The 22,341-nt window shown below is 68.2% G+C and carries 22 protein-coding genes; 6 read left to right on the top strand and 16 right to left on the bottom strand.

Features of this window, described 5'->3' with window-relative positions; genetic code table 11:
- Positions 1-31: 31 nt before the first annotated feature.
- The 4 genes from menE to BV210_RS02030 form a co-directional block, all read right to left on the bottom strand.
- Positions 32-1,528 carry an o-succinylbenzoate--CoA ligase gene (menE, locus tag BV210_RS02045; RefSeq protein WP_077205033.1) on the bottom strand — a complete coding sequence of 499 codons (1,497 nt, stop codon included), beginning with the start codon at positions 1,526-1,528 and terminating at the stop codon, positions 32-34.
- Entirely contained in the window at positions 1,528-2,559 is a 1,032-nt protein-coding gene (gene menC / locus BV210_RS02040) for an o-succinylbenzoate synthase (protein ID WP_077207936.1), read from the bottom strand. The genes menE and menC overlap by 1 nt, the downstream gene beginning before the upstream one ends.
- The gene (locus BV210_RS02035) at positions 2,559-3,509 is read right to left on the bottom strand and encodes a 1,4-dihydroxy-2-naphthoate polyprenyltransferase (RefSeq protein WP_077207935.1); all 951 of its coding nucleotides are present in this window, start codon (positions 3,507-3,509) and stop codon (positions 2,559-2,561) included. Before BV210_RS02035 ends, menC begins: the two co-directional genes overlap by 1 nt.
- A 104-nt stretch (positions 3,510-3,613) precedes the next feature.
- Positions 3,614-4,147, bottom strand: coding sequence for a hypothetical protein (locus tag BV210_RS02030; RefSeq protein ID WP_077205032.1), 534 nt, complete (start codon positions 4,145-4,147; stop codon positions 3,614-3,616).
- A gap of 170 nt (positions 4,148-4,317) precedes the next feature.
- Here BV210_RS02030 and BV210_RS02025 point away from each other — a divergent pair, with 170 nt between their 5' ends.
- Positions 4,318-5,739, top strand: a complete 1,422-nt coding sequence (locus BV210_RS02025) for a sodium:proton antiporter (RefSeq protein ID WP_077205031.1) — start codon at positions 4,318-4,320, stop codon at positions 5,737-5,739.
- A 6-nt stretch (positions 5,740-5,745) separates the two neighbouring features.
- Here the strand turns inward: BV210_RS02025 and BV210_RS02020 are convergent, their stop codons facing one another.
- The gene (locus BV210_RS02020; RefSeq protein ID WP_077205030.1) at positions 5,746-6,621 is read right to left on the bottom strand and encodes a 1,4-dihydroxy-2-naphthoyl-CoA synthase; all 876 of its coding nucleotides are present in this window, start codon (positions 6,619-6,621) and stop codon (positions 5,746-5,748) included.
- A gap of 164 nt (positions 6,622-6,785) precedes the next feature.
- Here BV210_RS02020 and BV210_RS02015 point away from each other — a divergent pair, with 164 nt between their 5' ends.
- Entirely contained in the window at positions 6,786-7,688 is a 903-nt protein-coding gene (locus tag BV210_RS02015) for a J domain-containing protein (RefSeq protein ID WP_077205029.1), read from the top strand.
- Positions 7,689-7,695: 7 nt separating this feature from the next.
- Here BV210_RS02015 and BV210_RS02010 read toward each other — a convergent pair whose 3' ends face one another.
- The 8 genes from BV210_RS02010 to BV210_RS01975 all read right to left on the bottom strand — a co-directional run bounded on the left by BV210_RS02010 (position 7,696) and on the right by BV210_RS01975 (position 17,113).
- Positions 7,696-8,697: an AIR synthase family protein gene (locus BV210_RS02010; protein WP_077205028.1), complete on the bottom strand. Its 1,002-nt coding sequence runs from the start codon at positions 8,695-8,697 to the stop codon at positions 7,696-7,698.
- Complete coding sequence (locus BV210_RS02005; protein ID WP_077205027.1) at positions 8,690-9,826, bottom strand: ABC transporter ATP-binding protein; 1,137 nt, start codon at positions 9,824-9,826, stop codon at positions 8,690-8,692. Before BV210_RS02005 ends, BV210_RS02010 begins: the two co-directional genes overlap by 8 nt.
- Positions 9,826-11,517: an iron ABC transporter permease gene (locus BV210_RS02000; RefSeq protein WP_077205026.1), complete on the bottom strand. Its 1,692-nt coding sequence runs from the start codon at positions 11,515-11,517 to the stop codon at positions 9,826-9,828. Before BV210_RS02000 ends, BV210_RS02005 begins: the two co-directional genes overlap by 1 nt.
- Positions 11,518-11,519: 2 nt before the next feature.
- Positions 11,520-12,578, bottom strand: a complete 1,059-nt coding sequence (locus tag BV210_RS01995; RefSeq protein WP_077205025.1) for a thiamine ABC transporter substrate binding subunit — start codon at positions 12,576-12,578, stop codon at positions 11,520-11,522.
- A gap of 99 nt (positions 12,579-12,677) precedes the next feature.
- Positions 12,678-13,082, bottom strand: a complete 405-nt coding sequence (locus tag BV210_RS01990) for a carboxymuconolactone decarboxylase family protein (protein ID WP_077205024.1) — start codon at positions 13,080-13,082, stop codon at positions 12,678-12,680.
- A 225-nt stretch (positions 13,083-13,307) separates the two neighbouring features.
- Positions 13,308-15,074 carry a 2-succinyl-5-enolpyruvyl-6-hydroxy-3-cyclohexene-1-carboxylic-acid synthase gene (gene menD / locus BV210_RS01985; RefSeq protein ID WP_077205023.1) on the bottom strand — a complete coding sequence of 589 codons (1,767 nt, stop codon included), beginning with the start codon at positions 15,072-15,074 and terminating at the stop codon, positions 13,308-13,310.
- A gap of 1 nt (position 15,075) precedes the next feature.
- On the bottom strand, positions 15,076-16,416 hold the full coding sequence (locus BV210_RS01980; RefSeq protein WP_077205022.1) for an isochorismate synthase MenF: 1,341 nt from the start codon (positions 16,414-16,416) through the stop codon (positions 15,076-15,078).
- Between the two features lie 91 nt (positions 16,417-16,507).
- Positions 16,508-17,113: a sulfite oxidase-like oxidoreductase gene (locus BV210_RS01975; protein ID WP_084802540.1), complete on the bottom strand. Its 606-nt coding sequence runs from the start codon at positions 17,111-17,113 to the stop codon at positions 16,508-16,510.
- Positions 17,114-17,327: 214 nt separating this feature from the next.
- Between BV210_RS01975 and BV210_RS01970 the strand changes: the two genes are divergently transcribed.
- From BV210_RS01970 to BV210_RS01955, 4 genes are all read left to right on the top strand, one after another.
- Positions 17,328-17,543: a ribbon-helix-helix domain-containing protein gene (locus tag BV210_RS01970; RefSeq protein ID WP_077205020.1), complete on the top strand. Its 216-nt coding sequence runs from the start codon at positions 17,328-17,330 to the stop codon at positions 17,541-17,543.
- 167 nt (positions 17,544-17,710) lie between these two features.
- Positions 17,711-17,989: a UPF0058 family protein gene (locus tag BV210_RS01965; RefSeq protein ID WP_077205019.1), complete on the top strand. Its 279-nt coding sequence runs from the start codon at positions 17,711-17,713 to the stop codon at positions 17,987-17,989.
- Positions 17,990-18,172: 183 nt separating this feature from the next.
- Positions 18,173-18,838, top strand: a complete 666-nt coding sequence (locus BV210_RS01960) for a hypothetical protein (RefSeq protein ID WP_077205018.1) — start codon at positions 18,173-18,175, stop codon at positions 18,836-18,838.
- Positions 18,839-18,920: 82 nt separating this feature from the next.
- Positions 18,921-19,439, top strand: a complete 519-nt coding sequence (locus tag BV210_RS01955) for a hypothetical protein (RefSeq protein WP_077205017.1) — start codon at positions 18,921-18,923, stop codon at positions 19,437-19,439.
- A gap of 216 nt (positions 19,440-19,655) precedes the next feature.
- On the opposite strand, the gene BV210_RS01950 is transcribed toward BV210_RS01955, so the two are convergent.
- Genes BV210_RS01950 through BV210_RS01940 form a run of 3 tightly spaced genes read right to left on the bottom strand, consistent with a single transcriptional unit; the run spans position 19,656 to position 22,221 of the window.
- Positions 19,656-20,813 carry a thiolase family protein gene (locus BV210_RS01950; RefSeq protein ID WP_077205016.1) on the bottom strand — a complete coding sequence of 386 codons (1,158 nt, stop codon included), beginning with the start codon at positions 20,811-20,813 and terminating at the stop codon, positions 19,656-19,658.
- Positions 20,810-21,229 (bottom strand): Zn-ribbon domain-containing OB-fold protein, encoded by a 420-nt coding sequence (locus BV210_RS01945; RefSeq protein WP_077205015.1) that lies wholly within the window; start codon positions 21,227-21,229, stop codon positions 20,810-20,812. The genes BV210_RS01950 and BV210_RS01945 overlap by 4 nt, the downstream gene beginning before the upstream one ends.
- Positions 21,226-22,221, bottom strand: a complete 996-nt coding sequence (locus tag BV210_RS01940; RefSeq protein WP_157525754.1) for a hypothetical protein — start codon at positions 22,219-22,221, stop codon at positions 21,226-21,228. Before BV210_RS01940 ends, BV210_RS01945 begins: the two co-directional genes overlap by 4 nt.
- Positions 22,222-22,341: the final 120 nt, after the last annotated feature.

Here is a 22,341-nt window from a genome sequence, read left to right as displayed (position 1 = left end):
GCGGTCGGTGAGCGGGCGGTACCTCCTCCGGTCACTCCCGGCGGTCGCGCAGGCGCTCCCGCACGGCGTCCCGATCCACAGTGCCCGAGGCTGTTCGCGGGAGTTCCTCGGCGAACCCGACCGTCCGCGGGAGTTTGAACCCGGCCAGTCGCTCCCGGCAGTGGATCTCGATCTCCTCGGTCGACGGGGATCGCCCCGCAATCGGCACCACCAGCGCGGCGACGCGCTCGCCCCACTCCTCGTCGTCCAGTCCCACCACGGCGGCCTCTTCGACCGCAGGGTGGTCCCGGAGGACCGCGACGACCTCGCCGGGGTCGACGTTCTCGCCCCCGGTGACGATCCGGTCGTCGAGGCGGTTGTGGATCCACAGCCGCCCGTCCTCGTCGCGGGACCCCACGTCGCCGGTGTGCAGGCCGAGCTCGCCGAACGCGGCCTCGGTCACCTCGGGATCGAGATACCCCGGCGTCACCGTCGGGCCGGAGACGACGATCTCGCCGGTTTCGCCCGGTGCGACCGGATCGCCGTCCTCGTCGACGACCGTCACCGTGGTGTTCACGAGCGGCTGGCCGACGGTTCCTTCGTGGGAACTTGTCTGTTCGGGCGCCGCCGTGGCGATCTGAGAGGCCGTCTCGGTCATCCCGTAGGTCGGGTGGGCTGGAACGCCGAGGTCCCGACAGCGCGCGAGCAACTCGTCCGTGGCGGGTGCGCCCCCGAGCAGGACGAACCGCAGCGACTCGGCGGGGGACCAGCCCGCGTCGAGCAACCGCGAGAGCATCGTCGGGACGAGCGAGACGCCCGTTATCCCGTACTCGTCGAGGACGGCCGCGGTCGCTTCTGCGTCGAACTCGCGCTGGATCGCGACCGTCGAACCGTACAGCGCCGACCGGACGACCGGTGCGAGCCCGCCCATGTGGTAGGTCGGGAGACAGCAGAGCCACCGATCACCCGGCGAGACCCCCAGACGGAAGGCCGAGGCCGTCGCACTCGCGACGAGGTTCCCGACGGTCAGCCGAACCCCTTTCGGCCGGCCGGTCGTCCCCGACGTGAACATGATCAGCTGTTCCGTGTCGGCGGTCAGCGACGCCGGTTCGACGGGTGCGCCTTCCACGTCGCTCAGCGCTTGCACGTCGTCATCCTCGGACTCGTCGACCGACGCCACGGGACCGTCGAACACGTCGCGGGCCGTCCCCGCCGTCTCTTTCTCACAGACCAGTACGTCTGGATCGGTGCGGGCGATCCGCTCGGTCAACTCGGTGGGCGTCAGCCGGACGTTCAGCGGGACGACGGTGGCACCGAGTCGCATCGCGGCGAAAAAGAGGTCGGCGAACGCCGGCCGGGTGTCCAGCAACAGGGCGATCCGGTCGGGGTCGGCTCCGGCCAGCGCGGCGAGGGCAGTCGCCTTGCGGCCCACCGCGGCGTCGTACTCGCGGTACGTTCGAGACGCGTCGCGGTCGGCGTCGATCACGGCGATCCGGTCGGGTGTCGCGGCGGCGCGGGCGGCGACGAGGTCCTTGGTCGGCCAGTCCATCACTCGTCCCCGAGATAGACGCCCAGCCCCTTGGCCTGTGGGACTTCGATCTGCCCGTCCGCGACCGTCGCGGGATCGGGGCCGAGGTCGTCGGCCAGCCAGTCGGCGGTCGCCAGCCCGCAGGCCGGAATCTCCGGCACGGCGGCGGCGACGTGGACCGCGGCGGTGCGCGCGACGACGCCGTCGATCGTCGTCGATATCACGGGGGTCACGCCGGCCTGTCTGGCCTGCCGGGCGGCGTTTCTCGCCCTGTCGGGGCCGCCCAGCGCCATCGGCTTGAGGACGAGGTAGTCGGCCGCCTCGGCGGCCAGCAGGTCGGTGACGGGGCGCTCGACCAGCGACTCGTCGAGCGCGATGGGCACCTCGTTGCCCCCGTTCCGGAGGCCCGCGTGGGCGGCCACTTCCTCGGCCGGCATGGGCTGTTCGACGTACTCCAGATCGAGCGGTTCGACGGCGTCGAGTGCGTTCTCGGCCTGTTCGCGGTCCCACGCGCCGTTGGCGTCGGCCCGGAGCTCCACGTCGTCGCCGACGACCTCTCTCACCCGCCGCAGGCGGTCGGCGTCCGCCTCCACGGACCGTGCGCCGACCTTGACCTTCACGCAGTCGAAGCCGTTCTCGACGGCCTCGACCGCCAGCCGTGCGGTCGTCTCGGCGTCCGCGTCGCCGACGGTCGCGTTCACGGGTACCCGGCGGACGAGTCGCTCGTTGCCGAGATAGCGGTACAGCGGCGTGTTGTTCAGCTTCGCCCGGGCGTCGGACAGCGCCAGCGCGAGCGCGTGGCGGGCCGCCGGCGCGGAGGTCTCGCCGAGTGTGACCCCCCAGTCCTCGTCGCGGGCGAGTTCGGGGGCGTACTCCAGGGCCTCCCGGCAAGTCTCCAGCGACTCGGTCCAGCCGGGAAGCGGCGCGGCCTCGCCCACTCCCACCTGATCGGCGTACTGGATCCTGACGAGGAAGCCCTCGCGCTCCTCGATCTCGCCGCGAGCAGTCGAGAGCGGGCGTGCCAGGGTCAGGTGGTAGGGTTCGATGTCGATCATGCGAGTGCGAGACCGGCCGCGAACAGCGCCGAGTGGGCCGCCAGCAACTGCCCGGTGCGTTCGAGCGCCGGGTTCAGGGCCGCGCCGTCGGTCCGGTCCAGGATCGTCGCCCCGACTTTCACCGCCAGCGGGAGCGTCACGAGGGGCGCGAGCGCGGGGAGTCCGAAGGCCGGATCCAGCGCGAACAGGACGGGCACGACGTAGGCCATCCCGGTCATCGCCAGCCACTCGATCCGGCTAAACGTGTAGCCGAACATCACTGCCAGGGTCCGCTTGCCCGCGTCGGCGTCCTCCTCGCGATCCCGGATATTGTTCGCGATCAGGATCGCGGTCGAGAGCCCGGCCGCCGGGAGACTCGCCACCAGCGCCGCGGCGGTGACGGTCCCCTCGGGGATCCCCATCGCGAGGGGCTGGACGGTCGGGAGGGAGGTTGCTGCCTGCACGTAGTAGGTCCCGACGACGGCGATCACGCCGAAATAGAGGAAGACGAACAGGTCGCCGAGCCCGCGGTAGCCGTAGGGGTAGGGACCGCCGGTGTAGGCCACGCCGGCGACGATGCTGGAGAGCCCGACCACGAGGATCGGGAGGCCGCCGACGTAGACGAGATAGAGCCCCACGACGACCGCCAGTGCGTACGTCGCGGCCATCGCCTGCTTGACGCGGGCGGGTTCGATCAGACCGCCGGCGGTCACCCGGGTGAACCCCTCGCGGTCTGCCGAGTCGGTCCCCTTGACGGCGTCGTAGTAGTCGTTCGCGAAGTTGGTCCCCACCTGCAGGAGGAGCGCACCCAGGAGCGCGGCGATAGCTGCAACTGGCGCGAATACGTTGGCGTGTAGCGCCAGCCCCGTCCCGACGACGACCGGGGCCCCCCCCGCGGGCAGGGTCTGCGGTCTCGCGGCCATCAGCCACGCTTCCGTGCGCGATACCTCCGCGTCTGCCGTTGCCATCGTGTTCATCGTAGGGTGTCCAGCCGTGTGAAGGTTAGCCCTCCGGATGCGACGGCGGGACACGCCGGTCAGACGGGGGCCCGACGTACGACGACGGACGCCTCTCAGAGCGGCAACTGGAGCCCGCGAGCGTCCGGGTCCCGCAGTCGCTGGACGGCGTGGCTGACCTTCCGACGGACCAGCGATTCCCGTTCGACCGGCACGTCGACGCCGGTGAGGTGCCGGCGCATCTGCGCGGCCCCACGCTCGTGTTCGATGTCGGTCTGGCGGGCGTGTGCGATGGGGTGGCGGAGCCAGTTCGGCTCGTCGTGGGCGTACAGGTCGACGCGGTCCCGTTCCTGCGCGAACAGCACGACGTGGAGCTGTCGGTCGGCGAACGGCGACTGCCGGTAGACCCAGCTCCCGTCGGCGGGCGTCCCCACCGGCGTGAAGTGATAGAGTGCTATCGGATCCCACCCGAACCCGAGTTCGGCGAGTTCGGCTTCGAGGTCCTCGACGGGACAGCGGGCCGTGCCGGCGTAGCCGGCGGTCCGGACGCGGGTCACCGGTTCGCCGACGGTCTGTGCAGCCCGGTCGATCCACGGTCCGACGGCGCTCCGGAATCGGTAGCCGAGTCGGCGCTGGATCTCGGTGGTCATCGGATGCAGATACGACGGCCAGTCGGAAAACGGTCGGCTCAGGGTCACGACGTTTGGGACTCCTGTGGTTGCGGATCGAGTGTGCGTCCGTTCCGACTCCGTCCCCGATACCACCGGAGTGACGTGCCGCGTCCGAGGTGTTACACGGATATACGGTGACGTGGGGACGGATGGTCGAGACATACTTCGTCGGTCTGGTCATCGTCGGCATCGCCATCTTCGCGGCCGTCCTCCTCCCCCGTCTGCTGATGGACCAGCCACTCTCCTTGCCGATCATCTACGTCGCCGCCGGCTTCGTCCTCTTCTCGCTGCCACACGGCGTGGGGTTCCCCGATCCAGCCGGCACACCGGCCCTCGCCGAGCACCTGACGGAACTGGTCGTCATCGTCTCCCTGATCGGTGCCGGGCTGAAGATCGACCGCCCGTTCTCCTGGCAGGGCTGGGGGACGACCTGGCGGTTGCTGGGGATCACGATGGTGCTCACCATCGCCGCGGCTGTCGTGTTGGGGCGGGGCGTCCTCGGACTGGACATCGCAACCGCTGTCCTGCTAGGAGCCGTGCTGGCGCCGACCGATCCCGTGCTCGCCTCCGACGTGGACGCCGGCGAACCTCTCACCCACGTCGAGAAAGCCGAGGCCGAGAGATACGACGACGTCGATCCGGTCCACGACGGGACCGATCCGGACGATGACGACGCCGTCGAGTTCGACCCGACGCGCGTCGACCACGACGAGGTGGCCGAACCGGCCGAGGATCCACAGGAGCGGTCGGTCCGGTTCGCGCTCACCTCCGAAGCCGGCCTGAACGACGGGCTAGCCTTTCCCTTCACGAATCTCGCCATCTTGCTGGCCGCCGCGGCGAGTCCGGCCTCGTTCTCCTGGCTCGGCGAGTGGCTCGGCTACCACGTGGCCTACGAGATCGTCGTCGGGGTCGTCGTGGGCTACGCGCTGGGCTATGCCGCCGGACTCGTCGTCTTTCGGCTCCCGGCCTCCTCACACGTCGCCGACGCGATGGCGGGCGCGGAGGCGCTGGCGGCGACGCTCGTCGTCTACGGTGTCACCGAACTGCTCGGCGGCTACGGTTTCATCGCGGTGTTCGTCGCCGCGCTCGTCCTCAGACACTTCGAGTGGGAGTCCGACTACCACCGGACGCTCCACGACTTCGCCGTCATGGTCGAGCGCCTGCTCATGGCCGTCGTCCTCGTCCTGTTCGGCGGTGCGATCGCCGGCGGCCTGCTCTCGCCACTGACACCCGTCGAGATCGGGCTCGGACTCGCGATGTTGCTGGTGGTCCGTCCAGTCGCTGGCTTGCTCGGCCTGCTGGGCTCGAAGCTCTCCTGGCCTGCCCGGGCCGTCGTCGCGAGCTACGGCATCCGCGGGATCGGCTCGTTCTACTACCTCTCCTATGCCCTCAACGAGGCCACCTTCGCCGAAATGGAACTGGTTGTCGCCGCCGACAGACTCTGGGCGCTCGTCGGCTTCGTCGTATTGTCATCGGTCGTCCTCCACGGGATCACGGCCAGCCCCGTCATGCGGGCCTTCGACCGCTGGGAGGACCGCACCGCGACCGAACCCGAACACGCCTCCGACTGAGCCGGCTCAGTAGTGCCAGGGGAAGTCGGAGAAGTCGGGTTCCCGGCCCTCGACGAAGGCGTCCCGGCCCTCCTGGGCCTCCTCGGTCATGTAACCCAGCCGGGTCGCCTCGCCGGCGAAGATCTGCTGACCGACCAGCCCGTCGTCGGCGAGGTTGAACGCGTACTTGAGCATCCGGATCGCGGTGGGGGACTTGGTGTTGATCGCCTCGGCCCAGGCCAGCGCGACTTCCTCCAGTTCTTCGTGGGGAACCACTTCGTTGACCATGCCCATCTCCTCGGCCTCCTCGGCGTCGTAGGTCTTCCCGAGGAAGAAGACCTCGCGGGCCTTCTTCTGGCCGATCTGCTGGGCGAGCAGGGCCGAGCCGAAGCCGGCGTCGAAGGAGGCCACGTCCGGGTCGGTCTGGAGGAACTTCGCGTGTTCCTCGCTGGCCAGCGTCATGTCACAGACGACGTGCAGCGAGTGGCCGCCGCCGACGGCCCACCCCGGCACCACGCAGATGACGGGTTTGGGCATGAAGCGGATCAGCCGCTGGACTTCGAGGATGTGCAGGCGCCCGGTCTTTCCTTCCTCGTCGTACTGATACCCGTCCGGCCCCCGCACGGTCTGGTCCCCACCGGAACAGAACGCCCAGCCGTCGTCCTTCGGCGAGGGGCCGTTGCCGGTCAGGAGGACACAGCCGACGTCGGTCTGGCGCTTGGCGTGGTCCAGCGCGACGTAGAGTTCGTCGACGGTCGGCGGGCGGAAGGCGTTCCGAAGCGCCGGCCGGTCGAAGGCGATGCGGACCGCGCCGGTGTCGGCCGCGCGGTGGTAGGTGATGTCCTCGAAATCGAACTCCTCGACCGCTTCCCAGCGGTCGTCGTCGAAAAGCTCCGAGACCATACGCCGACTCGGGTCGGTGTCGCCAAATAGGTTCCCGGTCGGCCGCTATCACCCGCGAGAACGTGGGGTGAGATTTATCATCGCGCTCCCGTTAATTCGTGTGAACGAACCCCACCGACCCCCTGCTCGGTGTGCCCCGCAACCACCCCAACCAGACCCCTCCGATGCACGCCCAACCCACGTTCTACGACGTGCTCGACGTCTCGCCCGACGCGTCCCGCGAAGAGATTCGGGCGGCCTACCGCGAGAAGGCCAAGGAGACTCATCCCGACGTGAGCGACGCCCCCGACGCCGAGACACAGTTCAGACGCGTCACGCGAGCCAAGGAGGTACTGACCGACCCCGAGGAACGCGCTCGCTACGACCGGCTCGGCCACCGCCAGTACGTCGACGGTTCGGGTTGGGCTGACGAGTCCGGTGGGTCCGACCCCACCGATCACTCGTCCCGTCGTGACGCCGACCGAACCGCAACTCAGTCCGGCGGGAGCGGGTCTGCCGACGCCCGCGGATCCACGACGGCCAGCGACACCGGTGGATCCGCGGCGGCCGATACCGCGGGGACGTCGGACGACGGAGCGAACGGATCGACGGCTACCGAGGATGCCACGGCCCAGGCCGCCGACGGCGCGACCGACTGGCGGCAAACGGGCAGCCAACCCGGCGGGGCCAGCGCCGGTGCGGCGACGGCGGACGGGTACGCGACCCGGACCGACTACAAAGAACAGTCCTTCGACCGCGTTCGGGTCCCGCTGACACCCCAGTCGATCATTCAGGTCGGGACGATGTTCGCCTTTTACCCCGTGTTCCTGTTCGCCTCGCTGTTCCCCGCGTTCCCGGCACTCGTCAACCTCGTCGTCGGGCTCTGTACGCTGTTCGTGATCGCGTATCTCCTCTCGATACCCGAGGTCGGGATGGTCGTGTTCGGCGGCTGGGGCCTGCTGGCTCCCGCGGTACTGCTCGCATTACCAGCGGTCGGCATCGTCTCGCTGGTCGGCGTCGTCGCACTGACGGCCTGCTGGGTCCCGTTCGGCCTCTCGGTGCTGACCCGGGCCGCCCTGCGGACCTGAAAATCCCTCACGAGAACCGGTCGAAGACCTCCCACGCGGGATCGCCGTCCGGCGGCTCGATCGCCTCGCCGTCGACGACGACGCCTTCGCCGTCGGTCACGGAGCCGACGACGGCCGCGGGCGTCCCGTTCCGCCGCACCGCCTCTGCGACCGCTTCGCCCGACCCCGACTCGACCGTGATCAGGAGCGTGCCGGCACTGGTCACGGTCCACGGATCGAGCTCGACCGCGTCACAGACGGCTTCGACACCGGGCGCGCTCGGCACCCGGTCGCCCTCGATCTCGAACCGGACGCCTGCGCCGCGGGCCATCTCGGTCAGCCCGCCGGCGACGCCGCCCTCGGTCGCGTCGTGCATCGCGGTGACGCCGCCCGCCTCGAACGCCGCGCGGGCGTCAGCGACGGCCGCGATGTCGTCGACCCGTTCCTGTGCGGTCGCCACGGTCTCGGCGTCGAGGCCCAGTTGCTCCGGAAACAGCGTCGCGAACAGCCCCGTCAGCTCCGCTGCCGGTCCCGTTGTCATGACGAGGTCGTCACCGGCGCTCGCGCCGTCGGGTCGGACCACGTCCTCGGGATCGCCGACGCCCAGCACCGTCGCGCCGCCGACCCACGAACTGTCGACGCCGGGGTACCGCGCCGTGTGTCCCGTGACGATGCTCACGCCCAGCCGCTCGGCGTGGTCTGCGAGTCCACCCCACACCGCGGCCAGGTCCTCGTCGCTCCAGTCCGGGGGGAGCGTCAGGCTGATCGCCAGGTGCGTCGGCGCGATTCCCGAGACGGCCACGTCGGCCAGCACGATCTCCAGCGCCAGCCGACCCGCCCGCTCCAGCCCGAGTTCCGGGAGCAGCGAGATCGGGTCTGTGGCGATGGCGATCGCTCGATCTCCCACCTCGATGACGCCGAAGTCGACGCCGTGCTGTGGGCCCAGCGTCACGTCGTCCCGCGTCGCGCCCAGCGACGGGTAGATCACCTCCCGGAACACGTCGCGGTCGATCTTCCCCAGGTCAGTCATGGTTCACCTCTGTCCGCTCGCCCCGACGTTCGGTCGAGAGGACGTGAACGGCGTCCGGCTCGAACCGGAGCGAGACGCCCCCCTCGGGCGCGCTCGTCCCGGCGGTCTTGACGGTGACCGGCCGACCGTCCCACCGGCAGTGAACCCGGTAGGCGTCCCCGAGGTACTCGACGGTCTCGACGGTCGCGGGCCGGGTCACCGCACCTCCCGGATCCGTCTCGTCGACCCTCGATCCGTTCCGGTCGGTTGCTGGGCCCTCCCGTTCGCGGAGCGTGATCGACTCCGGGCGGATCGAGACCGTCAACGACTCGCCCGCCGTCGCGTCGATATCGGGCGGGAGCGGGAGCGTCGCCGTTCCGTCGACGGCGAGTCGATCACCCGACTCGCCAACGACGCCGTCGAAGACGTTGTTGTCGCCGACGAACTCCGCGACGAAGCGGGTGGCCGGCTCGCGGTACACCGCTTCCGGGGTCCCGACCTGTTCGATCTCCCCGTCGCGGACGACGGCGACGCGGTCGCTGATCGCCAGCGCCTCCGCCTGATCGTGGGTGACGTACACCGTCGTGATCCCGAGGTCGCGCTGGATCGTCCGGATCTGGACCCGGAGCCGCTTGCGAAGCCGGGCGTCCAGTGCCGACAGCGGTTCGTCGAGCAGGAGTACGTCGGGTTTCGGTGCCAGCGCCCGGGCGAGCGCGATCCGCTGGCGCTGGCCCCCCGAGAGCTGGTCGGGTTCGCGGTCGGCGACGGCTTTCAGATCCACGAGGTCGAGCATCTCGTCGACGCGCTCGTCGTCGGATTCGGGGAGGTCGTGGAACTGCAACCCGTAGGCGACGTTCTCGCGGGCGGTCATGTGGGGGAAGAGGGCGTAGTTCTGGAAGACCATCCCGACGCCGCGGTCCTCGGGCGGGTCGTCGGTCACGTCGCGGTCGTCGATGCGGACCCGGCCTGCCGTCGGCGTCTCCAGGCCGGCCAGCGCGCGCAACAGCGTCGTCTTCCCGCAGCCCGAGGGGCCGACGAGCGTGAAGAACTCGCCGTCGTCGACGGCGACGGATACCTCTGACAGCGCGTCGACCTCACCGAACGAGACCGTAAGGCCCTCTACTTCGACGCCAGCGTCGGATCCAGTCATCACTCCCACATCCCGCCGACGCGGTCGATCAGTACGAAACTGACGGTCGTGACCGCCAACAATACTGTGCCCATCGCCGTCGCCGGGCCGAGACTCGGACCGATCGAGCGGTCGTCGGTGTACCGTTCGAGCGCGACCGGCATCGTGGCCGTGTCGACGCCCTCCGCGAGCAGGACGGTCGAGTCGAACTCCCCGACGCTGATGGCGAAGGCGAAGGCCGCGCCGGCCACCAGTGCCGGCGCGACCAGTGGCAGTTCCACGTCGGTCAACACGGTCGTCCGGTCGGCCCCGAGCGAGCGGGCGGCCTCCCCGAGCCGGTCGTCCACCGAGCGCAACGCCGGTGTCACACTGCGGGAGACGAACGGGTAGGCCGCGACCGCGTGGGCGGCGACGATGGCGACCGGCCCGGTGACCGTGAGCCGGCGGCCGAACAGGGTCGTGCCGAACACGAGCGTCTGGAGCATCCCCAGTCCGAGGACGATCCCGCTGACGGCAAGCGGTGCGGTCAGCAACACCTCGGCCGTGCGGGTGCCGCGTCCCTCCCGCGTCGCGACGACCGAGACGACGATACCCATCGGGATCGCCACGAGGAGCGTGGCTGCGCCGAACAGCAGGGAGTTGACCACGGCCGGGAACGGCTGGACCGTCCCCGCGGCCGTCGAGGCCTGCCGGGCGAGCAGGAAGGCGTAGTACTCCAGCGTGAACTGTCCCCCGGGCGTCGTGACGCTCTCGACGATCAGGCTGACGAGCGGGCCCGCGAACAGCACGAGGACGACAGCCCCGTACGCGAGCATGGCGAGCCGAAGGGGGTCGAGGAGCGACCGGGCTCCGTCGACCAGCGGCCGCCGTGACAGGCCGCGGTCCCCACTGCTCGACCCGGTCCGCGTCGCCTCGTACCGCAGATAGACGTACAGCAACCCCAGCGAGAGCGCGGTCTCGATCGCACCCAGCGTCGCCGCCTCCGCCAGGTCGAGGCTCTGGACCTGCGAGTACAGCCAGACCTCGACCGTCGCCAGTTCCAGCCCGCCGAGCGCGAGGACGATGGGGAACGACATGAACGTGAACACGAAGGTCAACACCGCAGCCGTCGCCAGCGCGGGCAGCAACTGCGGGAGCGTCACGTCCCGGAACGCCCGCAGGGGCGAGGCCCCGAGCGTCCGAGCGGTCTCGACGCGGTCGGCGTCGACGGACTCCCAGGCCGCCGTCACGAGTCGCGTCACCAGCGGCGCGTTGTAGAAGGCGTGCGCGAGGACGACGATCTCCAGCGTGAACGTTAGATTCACGGGACCGAGCCCGACGATCCCGAGCACGTCGTTGAACAGCCCGGTCCGGCCGAACATCGCGAGGAAGCCGACCGCGACGAGGATCGACGGCAGGACGAACGGCAGGATCGTCACCGATCGCAGAAACCGCCGGCCGGGGAACTCGAAGCGTGCGAGGACGTACGCGCCCGGGAGCCCGATCAGGACGCTGGCGACCGTCGAGAGCAGCGCCTGGTAGGCGGTGAAGGCGAACAGGTCGACGTAGAACGGATCGCTCAGCACCGAGAGCACGGGGGCGAGCGAGAGGCGACCCTCGGCGCTGAACGCCTCGGCGAAGACGCTGGCGACGGGGTAGTAGAAGACCACGACCAGCGTCGCGAGCGTCGCGGCGACGCCGGCCCAGAGCGCCCAGCCGTCCCGGCGTGCCATCGCTACGCGCTCGCGATCTGGCGCGCCCAGTCCTCGATCCAGCCGTCGACCTTGCCCACGAGTTCGTCGTAGCTGTAGGTCACTGCCTCCGGCGGCCTGAACGCGTACTCGCCGAAGTCACCGCCGGGCTCGACGCCCTCGACCGCCGGGAACTGGACGTTCCGCACTGCGATCTCCTTCTGGGCCTCCTCGGTGAGGACGAAGGACATGAACTCCCGGGCCAGTTCCGGATTGTCCGAATCGGCGAACTGCGCCATCCCCTCTGGGTTGGCGTAGCCCTGGTCGTTCAGGAAGCCGACCTGGTGGCGCGACATGTCGACGCCCTCGCCGTGGTAGTACACCTGATCCGTGGAGTAGGAGACGACCATCGGGGCTTCCTCGTTCTCGTAGGCCTGATAGGCCGGCTGCCAGTCCGAGAGGACCTGCACGCCGTTGTCGACCAGCCCCTGCCAGTAGTCGAGGTAGCCGTCCGGTCCCTTCGCCTTGATCGTCCACAGCAGGAACGCCCGGCCGGGGTCGGACTGCTGGGCGTTCTGGACGATGAGTGCGTCCTCGTAGGCCGGTTCCAGCAGCGCGTCGAAGGTCCCCGGCGCGTCGACCTCGTTCTCGTCGTAGACGAGGCTGATGAACCCGGTGTCGTACGGGATCGCACGGCCCTCGGGGTCGAACGACAGCGACGGGTCGACCACGTTGGCCCCCTCGACTTCGTCCTCGACGGTCGCGAACAGTTCCTCGTCGAGTTGCTCGTCGGCCCGGACGAGTTCGCCCGTGTTCAGGCCGACGAACAGGTCGGCGTCGATCGGCGCACCCTGGGACTTGCGCTGGACGAACCGGTTGATCCCGTTCTCCGGCGTCCGGAACTCGACGGTCGCGTCCGAGTGTTCATCCTCGAACGCCGACTTGAGCCAGTTGCCCGCCGTGTCCTCGCCCGTGAAGGAACTGTAGGTCGCGACGGTGACCGTCCCCGATTCCGAATTCGAGGAGTCCCCGAGACAGCCCGCGGTCGCCGCCAGCCCCGCCGTAGCGAGTCCAGCCTGTGAGAGAAACGCGCGTCGTTGCATTACCCAGTTGTCACACCGGGTCATACTTGAACGCTGGCTTTTCGCCACGTCGCAGGCCCAGTTTCCGGGTTTCGAAAAAGTGCGGGCCGCGGGCGGCGATCAGTCGTCTCCCGCTGCCGCGGCCTGCTGGTTCTCGATGTGATCTACGATCTCGGCCGTCTCTCGCTCGAAGTCGTCCATCTCCACCTCCGCGCCGTGGAGGACCGTCGAGAAGTACCCGACGCCGGCGGCGACGTTCACGGCTTCTTCGAGGCCCTCCTCTTCGACGCCCTCGAGGCGCGATTCGGCCTTGTGGAAGTGGATGCAGTAGGGACAGCCGATCGCCGCGGCCGCTCCCAGACCGACGAGCGCCTTCTCCCTGTTCGGCAGTTCCGTCTCGGCCAGTTCCAGGTCGCGCATGATCGCCCAGCTGTGGTCCGCGGCCGGTTCGGACAGCGCCTCTATGAAGCTCGGCACCTGGCCGAGATACTCTTCTATCTCACCGCTGATTTCGCTTGATACCATTGTGATCCCGGACTTCGCGCGTCGTCTCGTCATCGACGACGACGGACCGCGCCGCTGCCACCCGGTGACGCCGCTCGAAATCCGTTTCGAAGGACGCGGTCCAGCATCATGACAGTATTTCGCACACGCCTGCGTGTTGCGAACCGCTTCCGTCGCTCTCGTGAGCGGATGGTGGTCACCTGCTCGACGTTGCGACCGACATCCTGCACGGGTTTCGCCGTCGGGTCACTCCCCGTGGAGGGTCCGGCGGACACGCTCGTGGATCGTCTCCCGCGTCCGGTGGCTCGATTCGCTGTCGAAGACGACCTCGATCACCTGCGCGCCGTCCATCCCCTGTGATTCCTCGAAGGCAGCCGCGAAGTCGTCGGGTCGGACGCGCTGGAACTCGAGGTCGTAGAGGTCCGCCGTCGACTCGAAGTCCAGTCCGTGCGGGGTCCGGAACTGCTCGGTGAACGGCGGATCGAACTCCTCGATCGGGAGGAGGTGGAAGATGCCGCCGCCGTCGTTGTTCACGAGGACGATGGTCGCGTCGACGCCACAGCGAGCGATCGAGAGCAGGCCGTTCGTGTCGTGGTAGTAGGCCAGATCACCCGTCACGAGCACCAGCGGATCGTCGGCCGCGCTCCCCGCGCCCAGCGCCGTGCTGGTGACGCCGTCGATGCCGCTCGCACCCCTGTTTCCGAGGATCGTGAGGTCCGCCCCACGGGGCCGGCCGAACCGGTCCAGATCCCGGACGGGCATGCTGTTGGAGACGAAGACGGTCGCCGGGTCGGGCGCGCGCTCGGCGACCGTCGCGAGCACCTGTCCCTCGAATGTCTCGGCCGCGCGGGCCTCGTCGATCAGGTTCCAGTAGTCGCGCTCGGCGGCCTCGAATCGCTCGCGGTAGCCGTCGGCGCTGGTCGCGGTGTCGATCCGCTCCGCCAGGGCGGCCGCCAGCCGCGAGGGGTGCGCGACGAGGTGGTCGGTCGCGGTGAACTCTGCCTCCCGCCAGCCACCGGCCGGGTCCACGACGAACTGCCTGTCTGCGTAATCTCTGAGGTACTGGCGGAGGACCTTCGAGGTCGGGGAGGCACCCAGTCGGACGACGACCTCGGGCGCGGGCCAGTCCCCGGCACCGTTCAGGTAGGAGTCGTAGCCGCCACAGACGGTCACGCCGTCGCGGTCGAGGTGGTCGCCGAACCGGAGTCCCGAGAGGGGATCGGCGAGGATCGGGAAGCCGGTCGCCGCGGCGAGGTCGGCCACCGCGTCGGCGTCGAGGTCGGGCGCGTCGGCCGGCCCGGCCACGAGCAGGCCGCGGTCGGCGGCCCGCAAGGCCGCGGCCACGTCGTCGACCTCTCCGTCGGTCAGTTCGGGCCGTCCCGCGGTTCGCTCGACGAAGGGCCCGTCTCGACCCTCGACAGCGAGGGGGGCGCGCTCGGCCAGATCCGCGGGCACGTCGCCCTCGACCTCGACGGGTTCGAGTGGCTTCCGGAACGGGCAGTTGAGGTGCACCGGCCCCGCGGGGACGCCGGTGGTCTCGCCGACCGCTCGGTCGATCGTGGTCCGGAGCGAGCGGAGTTTTCGGTCCCTCGGTTCGGGTTCGGGAAGCGTGCGGTACCACCGGACGGCGTCGCCGTACAGTTTCTCCTGGTCGACGGTCTGGTTGGCACCGCTGTCCCCGAGTTCGGGCGGTCGGTCGGCGGTCAAAAGGAGGAGCGGGACTCGCGACTGACTGGCCTCGATCACCGCCGGGTGGAAGTTCGCCGCCGCGGTCCCGGACGTGCAGACGACCGCTGTAGGCTCGCCCGTCCGCCGCGCTCGCCCGAGTGCGAAGAATGCCGCCGAGCGCTCGTCGAGTACGGAAAACGTCTCGATGTCGTCGTGCTCGGATATCGCGACGGTCAGCGGCGTCGAGCGACTGCCGGGGCAGAGCACCGCGCCCGAGATCTCTGCCTTGGCGAGTTCGTCGGCGATCACTCGGCCCCACAGCGTGTTCCGATTGGGTGCGACCATGTCAGCGTTCGAGTTCGTCGAGGATCGGACGGTACTTGTGTTTGACCTCCGCCCACTCCTCGTCGGGGACGGAATCGGCGACGATGCCGTTGCCGGCGAACAGGGTCGCCTCGCGACCGCCGACGACGCCCGAACGGATGCCGACGGCGAACTCGCCGTCTCCATCACTGTCGAACCAGCCGACCGGTGCGGCGTACCAGCCGCGATCGAAGGTCTCCGTGTCGCGGATGACCTCCCACGCCTTCCCCGGCGGGAGCCCCCCGACGGCAGGGGTCGGGTGGAGCGCCTCGACGATTGTGAGGACGTGGTCGTCGTCGGCGAGCGTCGCCTCGATGGGCGTCTGGAGGTGCTGGATGTTCGTGAGTTTCCGGACGCCCTGCTGACCCCTCGACACGTCGCCAAGCGGTTCTAGCTGGCCCGTGATGGCGTCGACGACGAGCCCTTGCTCGTGCTGGAGCTTCTCGCTCGAAAGCAGCGACTGGGCGTGGTCGGCGTCCTCCTCGGGTGTCTCACCCCGTGGGACAGAGCCAGCCAGTGCCTCGGTCCGGACGCGGCCGTCGGTCAGCTTCACCAGCCGTTCCGGTGGCGGGCCGAAGAAGGCCGCCTCGTCGGTCGGCTGGACGAGGAAGCGATAGCAGTTGGGGTAAGTCCGGCGGAGCCGTTCGAGCACGTCCGGTACGTCGATGGCCTCGGCGAGGTCGACCGACAGCGCCGTCGCGAGGACGACCTTCCGGAGGTCGCCGTCGCGGATCCGCTCGATGGCCCGCTCGACCTGTGCTGTCCACTCGGCCTGCGTCGGCGTGACTTCGGTGCCCTCGACGCCCGGCGGCCCGCCGCTGGGACACATCGAGGGTAGCGTCTCCAGGTCCTCGCGTGTGCGATCCAGCCGCGCCGATACGTCTTCGGGCGAGACGTTCTGGCCGTACTCCCTGACGGTCAGCCAGGTGGTCCCGTCGGCCCGCGTCAACTGGACTTCGGGGAGGAAGAACGCCGCCGCGGGGAATCCAGTCCACGGCGGTGCCGGATCGTGATTCTCGTTGAACGCCAGTCCGCCCAGAAATCGCGGGCGCGTCTCCGTCGGCCCGGTCCGGTCCACGTCGCGAAACACCGTCGCTGCACCCTCGCGGAGCGTTGCGAACCGGTCCTCGCCGGCCGCCGTCAGGGTGACGGCAGCACCGCTGCCGACCACCTCGAGGCCGTCCGGCGCGGCCCAGTGGAGCCGTGGGGCCGGGTGGCTGGCCAGGAACGCCCGGTAGGACACGTCGGGGACCTCACAGGTGCGGCTGACCAGCACTGCACCCGCGCGTGGACCCACTCTCTCCTCGCGTTGGGCCGGTTCCATTCCCCTGAATCTCAGGGTTGGTCCCCCTTGAGACTGTCCTTCCGCCAGCGGCGAAACCCGACGCTCCACCCCCGAACCCGCCGCTCGGCGATCAGCTATACCGGTCTTCCGCCCACGGGTCGGCCGTGACGGAGTACCCGCGCTTCTCCCAGAACCCGCGTTCGGGTTCGGTGAGGAACTCCACGCCACACACCCACTTCGCACCCTTGTAGGCGTACCTGTGGGGGGTCACGACCCGGAGCGGGCCGCCGTGTTCGGGGTCGAGGTCCTGGCCGTCGAACCCCCAGGCGAACAGTACTTCGTCGCGCATGCAGGCGTCGAGCGGTAGATCCGTCGTGTAGTCGTCGAGCGCCGAGAACATGACGTGACAGGCGTCGTCGTGCACGCCCGCGCGCTCGGCGAGTTCCGGGAACGTGACGCCGGTGAACTCGCAATCGAATCGGCTCCATCCCGTGACACAGTGGAAGTCCTGGCGTTGCGTGACGCTGGGCAGCGATCGGAACTCCTCCCAGGACAGTTCCAGCTCCTCGTCGACGGCACCGCTGACCCGGAAGGTCCACGAGTCGGGGTCGAACTGCGGTGTGTTCCCCTTCGAGAGGACCGGAAAGTCGCTCGTCTCGTGTTGTCCCGGGGGGAGCCGTTCGTCGCCAAACTCCTCGTAGAGGTCCGTAACGTCGGTAACGGGCACGCTCGGCAAGTGGGGCCACAGCTACGTAGGCGTGCCGACTCAGTGTCGGCTACCCTGTCGGTGTCTCGATTTCTTTCGGATCGGGAACTGGTGTGCCGTAATCTGATAATTAAACACTCGTATCCGAGAAGACAAGTTTGCGAATACAGACGAATTATTTTGCTGGACCCGAAGAACCCCCGTCAGAGTTAAATACCCCTCAGTCGAAACCACGCACGTTCAAATGCCGAAGGCAGAGATAACCGTCCCCGAGCACCTCGAGATGCAGATCGCCCAGCTCGTCGAGAAAGGGGAGTTCCTCAACCGCGAAGAAGCCATCGAAGACCTCCTCTCGACCGGTATCAAGGCGTACAAGACCAGCGGCCCGGTCGACGACGACGACGAGGCGGAGTTCGAAGACGACGGGATGATGGGCCACGACGACGAGTACGTCTTCTGACAGACCATAGGTTGGTCGAGGGCAGTCCAGTCACGACTCGGATCCCGTCGCCGTCGGCCAGACGCCGCAATAGTATCGGCTCGACCTGACAGGTGTCGCGTGTGCGCACCTGTGGCACGGGTTGTCAAAAACCCTTAAACAGTGCTTTTGCCTATGTCATAGTACAGATGCACAAAGACGAACTGCTCGAACTGCACGATCACATGGTGCAGATCAAAGATTACTTTTCGGATCTGGAGGACGTCGACTCGACGCTTTTCGACCCCTACGAGGAACTCGACGTGACGCCCAACGACGTGCACAAATCCAAGAGCGAGCACAAACACGCCGTCTTCGTCCTCGGCAACGCGCTGGCGACGGCCATGAGCGAGGACGAGTTCTCCGACGCCGGCCGGATCGGCAAGCGGATGAAGGAACTCGCCGAGGACGCCGAGAGCAAACTCTGAGCCGGTGACGGCGGTGGGCAGACTCACCCGCGGAATGGAACCTGTTTGAACGTCGGGGTCGTTGGTGATCGTTGATTTGTTCGGAAACCAATGGGTTGATAGTCCCCGAGGGCGGTTGTTCCGAACGAGATGGCGTCCCTCCACCATGCGACACTCACTGCAGTGTTAACTTTCCTCATTCTCGTGAGCGGTGCTGGTCTGGCTCCCGGTACGGGTGCCACCGCCGTCGACGGGGAGGCGGTATCGGTTCAGTCGGATTCACTCGACGCGATGACCGCGGTCGACAGCTACCGGGCGGTCACGAACATGGACGTGTCGATCGGAGCCAACCGCACGTTCACGAACGTAACGACGGTCGTCAACCGGTCCACGGCGACCGCGAGCGTCTACAGCACCGACGGCAACGACACCACACACGTCGTCGATGACCGGATCTACCGCAACGGGAGTGACGGCTGGCAGGTCGAATCCACCGGCGCCGAGAACGTGACCCGACCGGCGCGCGAACAGATCGAGCTGCTGAACGACTCGCGGGTGACCGACGTTCAGCGAACGCGGACGAACGGTCGCCAGACCTACCAGCTGGAACTGACCCCGAACAACACGACGGTCGCGGAGACGGTCGCAGCCCAGCCCGGGAACGGTATCGAGCGGGCGGCGTCGATGACCGTCCTGGACCGCTCCTACGATATCGTGGTCAACCGGTCGACACACCGCGTCCAGCGGGTCCAGATGACGCTCAAGTTCCAACACGACGGCGAGATCGGCCGCGCGACGATGGTGACGTGGTTCTCCGGGTACAACGAGACCGTCCCCGCCGCACCCGAGCGCGTGCCGTCGGAAAACTGAGGGTCGGAGACCGGCGGATCGCGACTTAAACTCTCTATCACGGACAGCACCTTTATCATGTAGTGATACGAACAGGTACGATATGTTTGGACAAGGGAATCAAACGTATCAAACCGTGGTCGATCTCCTCCACGCATGGAGACCGTCTCAGGATTATGGCCACGAAAGTAAGTTCCAAAAGGAATTAGCGGATTTTCTGGAGGTAGAGCTCAACGAGCATAGTGACGGAATGATGGGTGGGATGTTGGGCGGTGGTGGAGGTGATAACTACGTGGTCAGCCGGGAACGTGGCAATGCTCGTGGTGACGTCGTAGTCAACGATACGGTCGGAATCGAGATGAAGCGACATTTCTCAAATGACCAGAAGCGGAAACTGCGGGGCCAGCTCGAGGACTACGCGGACAATTATCCTTACGTAATCGCCCTGGCGTGTGGCATCGATGATATGGATGGCTGGCGCGAGGTCGAGAACAAGTTTGCCCAGGGCCGCGGGATGGGGATGGAGCAGACTGAATTCACATTCCTCGTCAAACGCAGGGAAAACTTTGGCGAGGAACACGATTTCGGCGGTGGCTTTGACGGTGGAATCCCTGGGATTTGAGGCTAATAATACGATGAAATTGCCATCAACTGGACGTCTGAATGGAGGGCTGTTCTAATGGACGAGGACCCGCTTCAGGACCTCCCGGACTGGATAGTACTCCTCATGCTCCTCCTCTTCCTGATCGGTGCAGCTGTTGTACTCTATCTCTAAGCGACATTCTATCCCGATTATTCAAAATAAGCCGTCTGAACGGCCTCTGAGACGACTCGCGCGTCAGGGCCGTTCCATGATATTCACGCAAGAGACAGCGCCGGTCGCGTTGCGGCCGATCCCGATGTTGTGCTGGAGGCCCACCTCCGGCGCGTCGACCTGCACGGCACCGGCCTCGCCCCGCAACTGCTCGAAGATCTCGGCGATCTGAGCGACGCCCGTCGCCCCGATGGGGTGCCCCTTCGAGAGCAGGCCGCCCGAGGGGTTGACGGGCTTGTCGCCGTCGAGGTGTGGGTGACCCTCGTCGACGAACTGGCCGCCTTTGCCTTCCTCGCAGAACCCGAGGTCCTCGTAGGTGATCAGCTCCGTGATGGAGAAACAGTCGTGGACCTCGGCCACGTCGACGTCCTCGGGGCCGAGGCCGGCTCGCTCGTAGGCCTGGCTGGAGGCCTGCCGGGTGGCCGGGAAGTTCGTGAGCGCCTCCGGTGCGCCGCGCTGGAAGGTGTCGCTGGCGAGCCCGTAGCCCGCGACCCGGATCGGATCGTCGGTGAACTCGCGGGCGCGGTCCTCGCTGGTCACCAGCACCGCACACGCCCCGTCGGTGACGGGACAGCAGTCGTAGAGATTCAAGGGGTAGGAGACCGTCGGCGACTCCTTGACGTCCTCGACCGAGCACTCGAACTGCTGGTGAGCGTGGGGGTACTTCGTCCCGTTCTCGTGGTTCTTGACGCTGATCTCGGCGATCTGCTCCCGGGTCGTCTCGTACTCCTCCAGATGACGGGTCGCGCGCATCCCGAAGTAGGCGGGCATGGTGACGCCCCGGCCGCGCCAGAGCCGCTCGAGGGCGGCGCTGGCGATCAGCCCCTCCGTGGAGTCGGTCATCTTCTCCGCGCCGATGACCAGCGCGACCTCGGCGTCGCCGGCCTTGACGGCCTGGGCCGCGTTCCGGAAGGCGTCGCTCCCGGTCGCGCAGGCGTTCTCGACGCGGGTGATCGGCGTCTCGAATAGCCCGGTGGCGTGGGCGACGGCCGACCCCGAGGACCCCTCGTTGGCGATGTCGATGGTGCCGTACCAGGCGGCGTCGATGTCGCTCGGATCGACACCCTTGTCGACGTTCTCCAGCAGGGAGAGGTAGGCCGATTCGAGCAGGTCGTCGAAGCTCTGCTCGTACAGTTCGCCGAAGTCGATCATCCCCGCGCCGACGACGTGTGGCTCCGTCATGCTTTCTCCTCCCGCGGAACGCTGAACTTGAACGAGTCGATCGGTCGCTCGCCGTCGCTGAACAGTTCGCGGAAGCGGGCGACGACCTCGGTGCCCACGTCGATCTCCTCCAGATCGGTCTCGGTCAGCAGGCCGTAGGCTCTTGCTGGTTCACCGTCCCCGTCTTCCTGCGGCAGGTCGACGATGGCCACGGGCTGGGGCGTCTCGATGTCGTCCGGGAGGTACTGCTGGACGACGAAGGTCTGGATCTCGCCGCGCTCCTGCAGTTGCACTTCCTCCATCTCGGCCGGAGCGTCCCCACACCGCTTGCAGGTCCGCTTCTCCTCGGGGAAGGAGACCCAGCCGCAGGCCTGACACTCGAAGCCGATCAGACGCTGGTCCTGCCGTTTCGTGCGGTCGTATCGCGGACCGCTCACGGCGTCTTCACCCCCTCGTACTCGACGGGTTCGCGGTATTCGAGGTGCTTGGCGTAGGTCGTCTGCTCGCTGGCGTCGAGGTAGGTCGCGACCGACTTCGCGTCGGCGGTCCCGACGCCGTCCGCGGTCTCCAGCGCGACCGCGCCGGCACCGCCCGCGCCGTAGGCGACCACGAGGGCGGTCTCGCCCACGTCGGCGGATTCGAGCATATGCGCCAGATCGAGCAGCGCGGCGGCTGCGCCGGCGTCGCCGACCCGATCGCGTGTCGAGACCTGCTCGACCTCGACATCGGAGAGGGCGGCCCCGGCGTGGCGGTCGTTCGGTGCGACGGCCACGGCTTTCGTGGGTTCCGCTCCGTCGAGCGCCCGCTCGATGGCCGGGGGAGCGGCCTCGCCGACGCCGTGCTGGCTCTCGAACTTCGCGTCGCCGCTCTCGGCGGCCTCGCCGTGACGGCGGTGGTGTTCGACGAAGCCGGTCGTCGCCTCGCCGACGCCCGTGAGTTCTGCAGCCGGGCTCTCGGCGTCGGGGCGGAGAACGACCGCGCCCGCGCCCGCACCGGCCTCGGCCACGTCGTCGGCCTCGGGGTCGGCGGGAAGGACGTCGACGCCGACCACGAGGGCCGGCGCGTCGTTCGCCGCGACGAACTCTTGGGCCGACGCGAGGGCGTCGGTGGCCGCGCGGCGACTCCCGCGCAGGTCTTCGGTCCGCACGTCGCCCGTGGCACCGAGGCGGTAGGCGACGTGGGGCGCGATCCCGTGTTCGGCGAAGGGGTCGCTCACGCTCGCGGTGAGGACGGCTTCGAGTTCCTGCCTCTCGATACCGCTCCGGGCGAGGGCGTTGGCGGCGGCCTCGCAGGCCATCGTCACGTGGTTCTCGTCACGGGCCGGCACGGCGCTCTCGCCGCGGCCCCGTCCGCCGTGCTGTGCGGCGACGTCGCTCCTGTCGACGCGGTACAGCGGGACGTAGCCCCCGTGTCCGTCGATCACTGCCATCCGGACCACCTCGCGGCGACCCGACCGGTCCTGTGTAGAGAGTGCATACCATTAACGCTCCACGAAGGCCTGGTAGTAATCCCTTCCGATGGAAGGCGAAAGGCATATGTGGGTAACGTT

The organism is Halorientalis sp. IM1011, assembly GCF_001989615.1.
Taxonomy (GTDB): domain Archaea; phylum Halobacteriota; class Halobacteria; order Halobacteriales; family Haloarculaceae; genus Halorientalis.
This window is presented reverse-complemented; position numbering and strand designations above follow the sequence as displayed.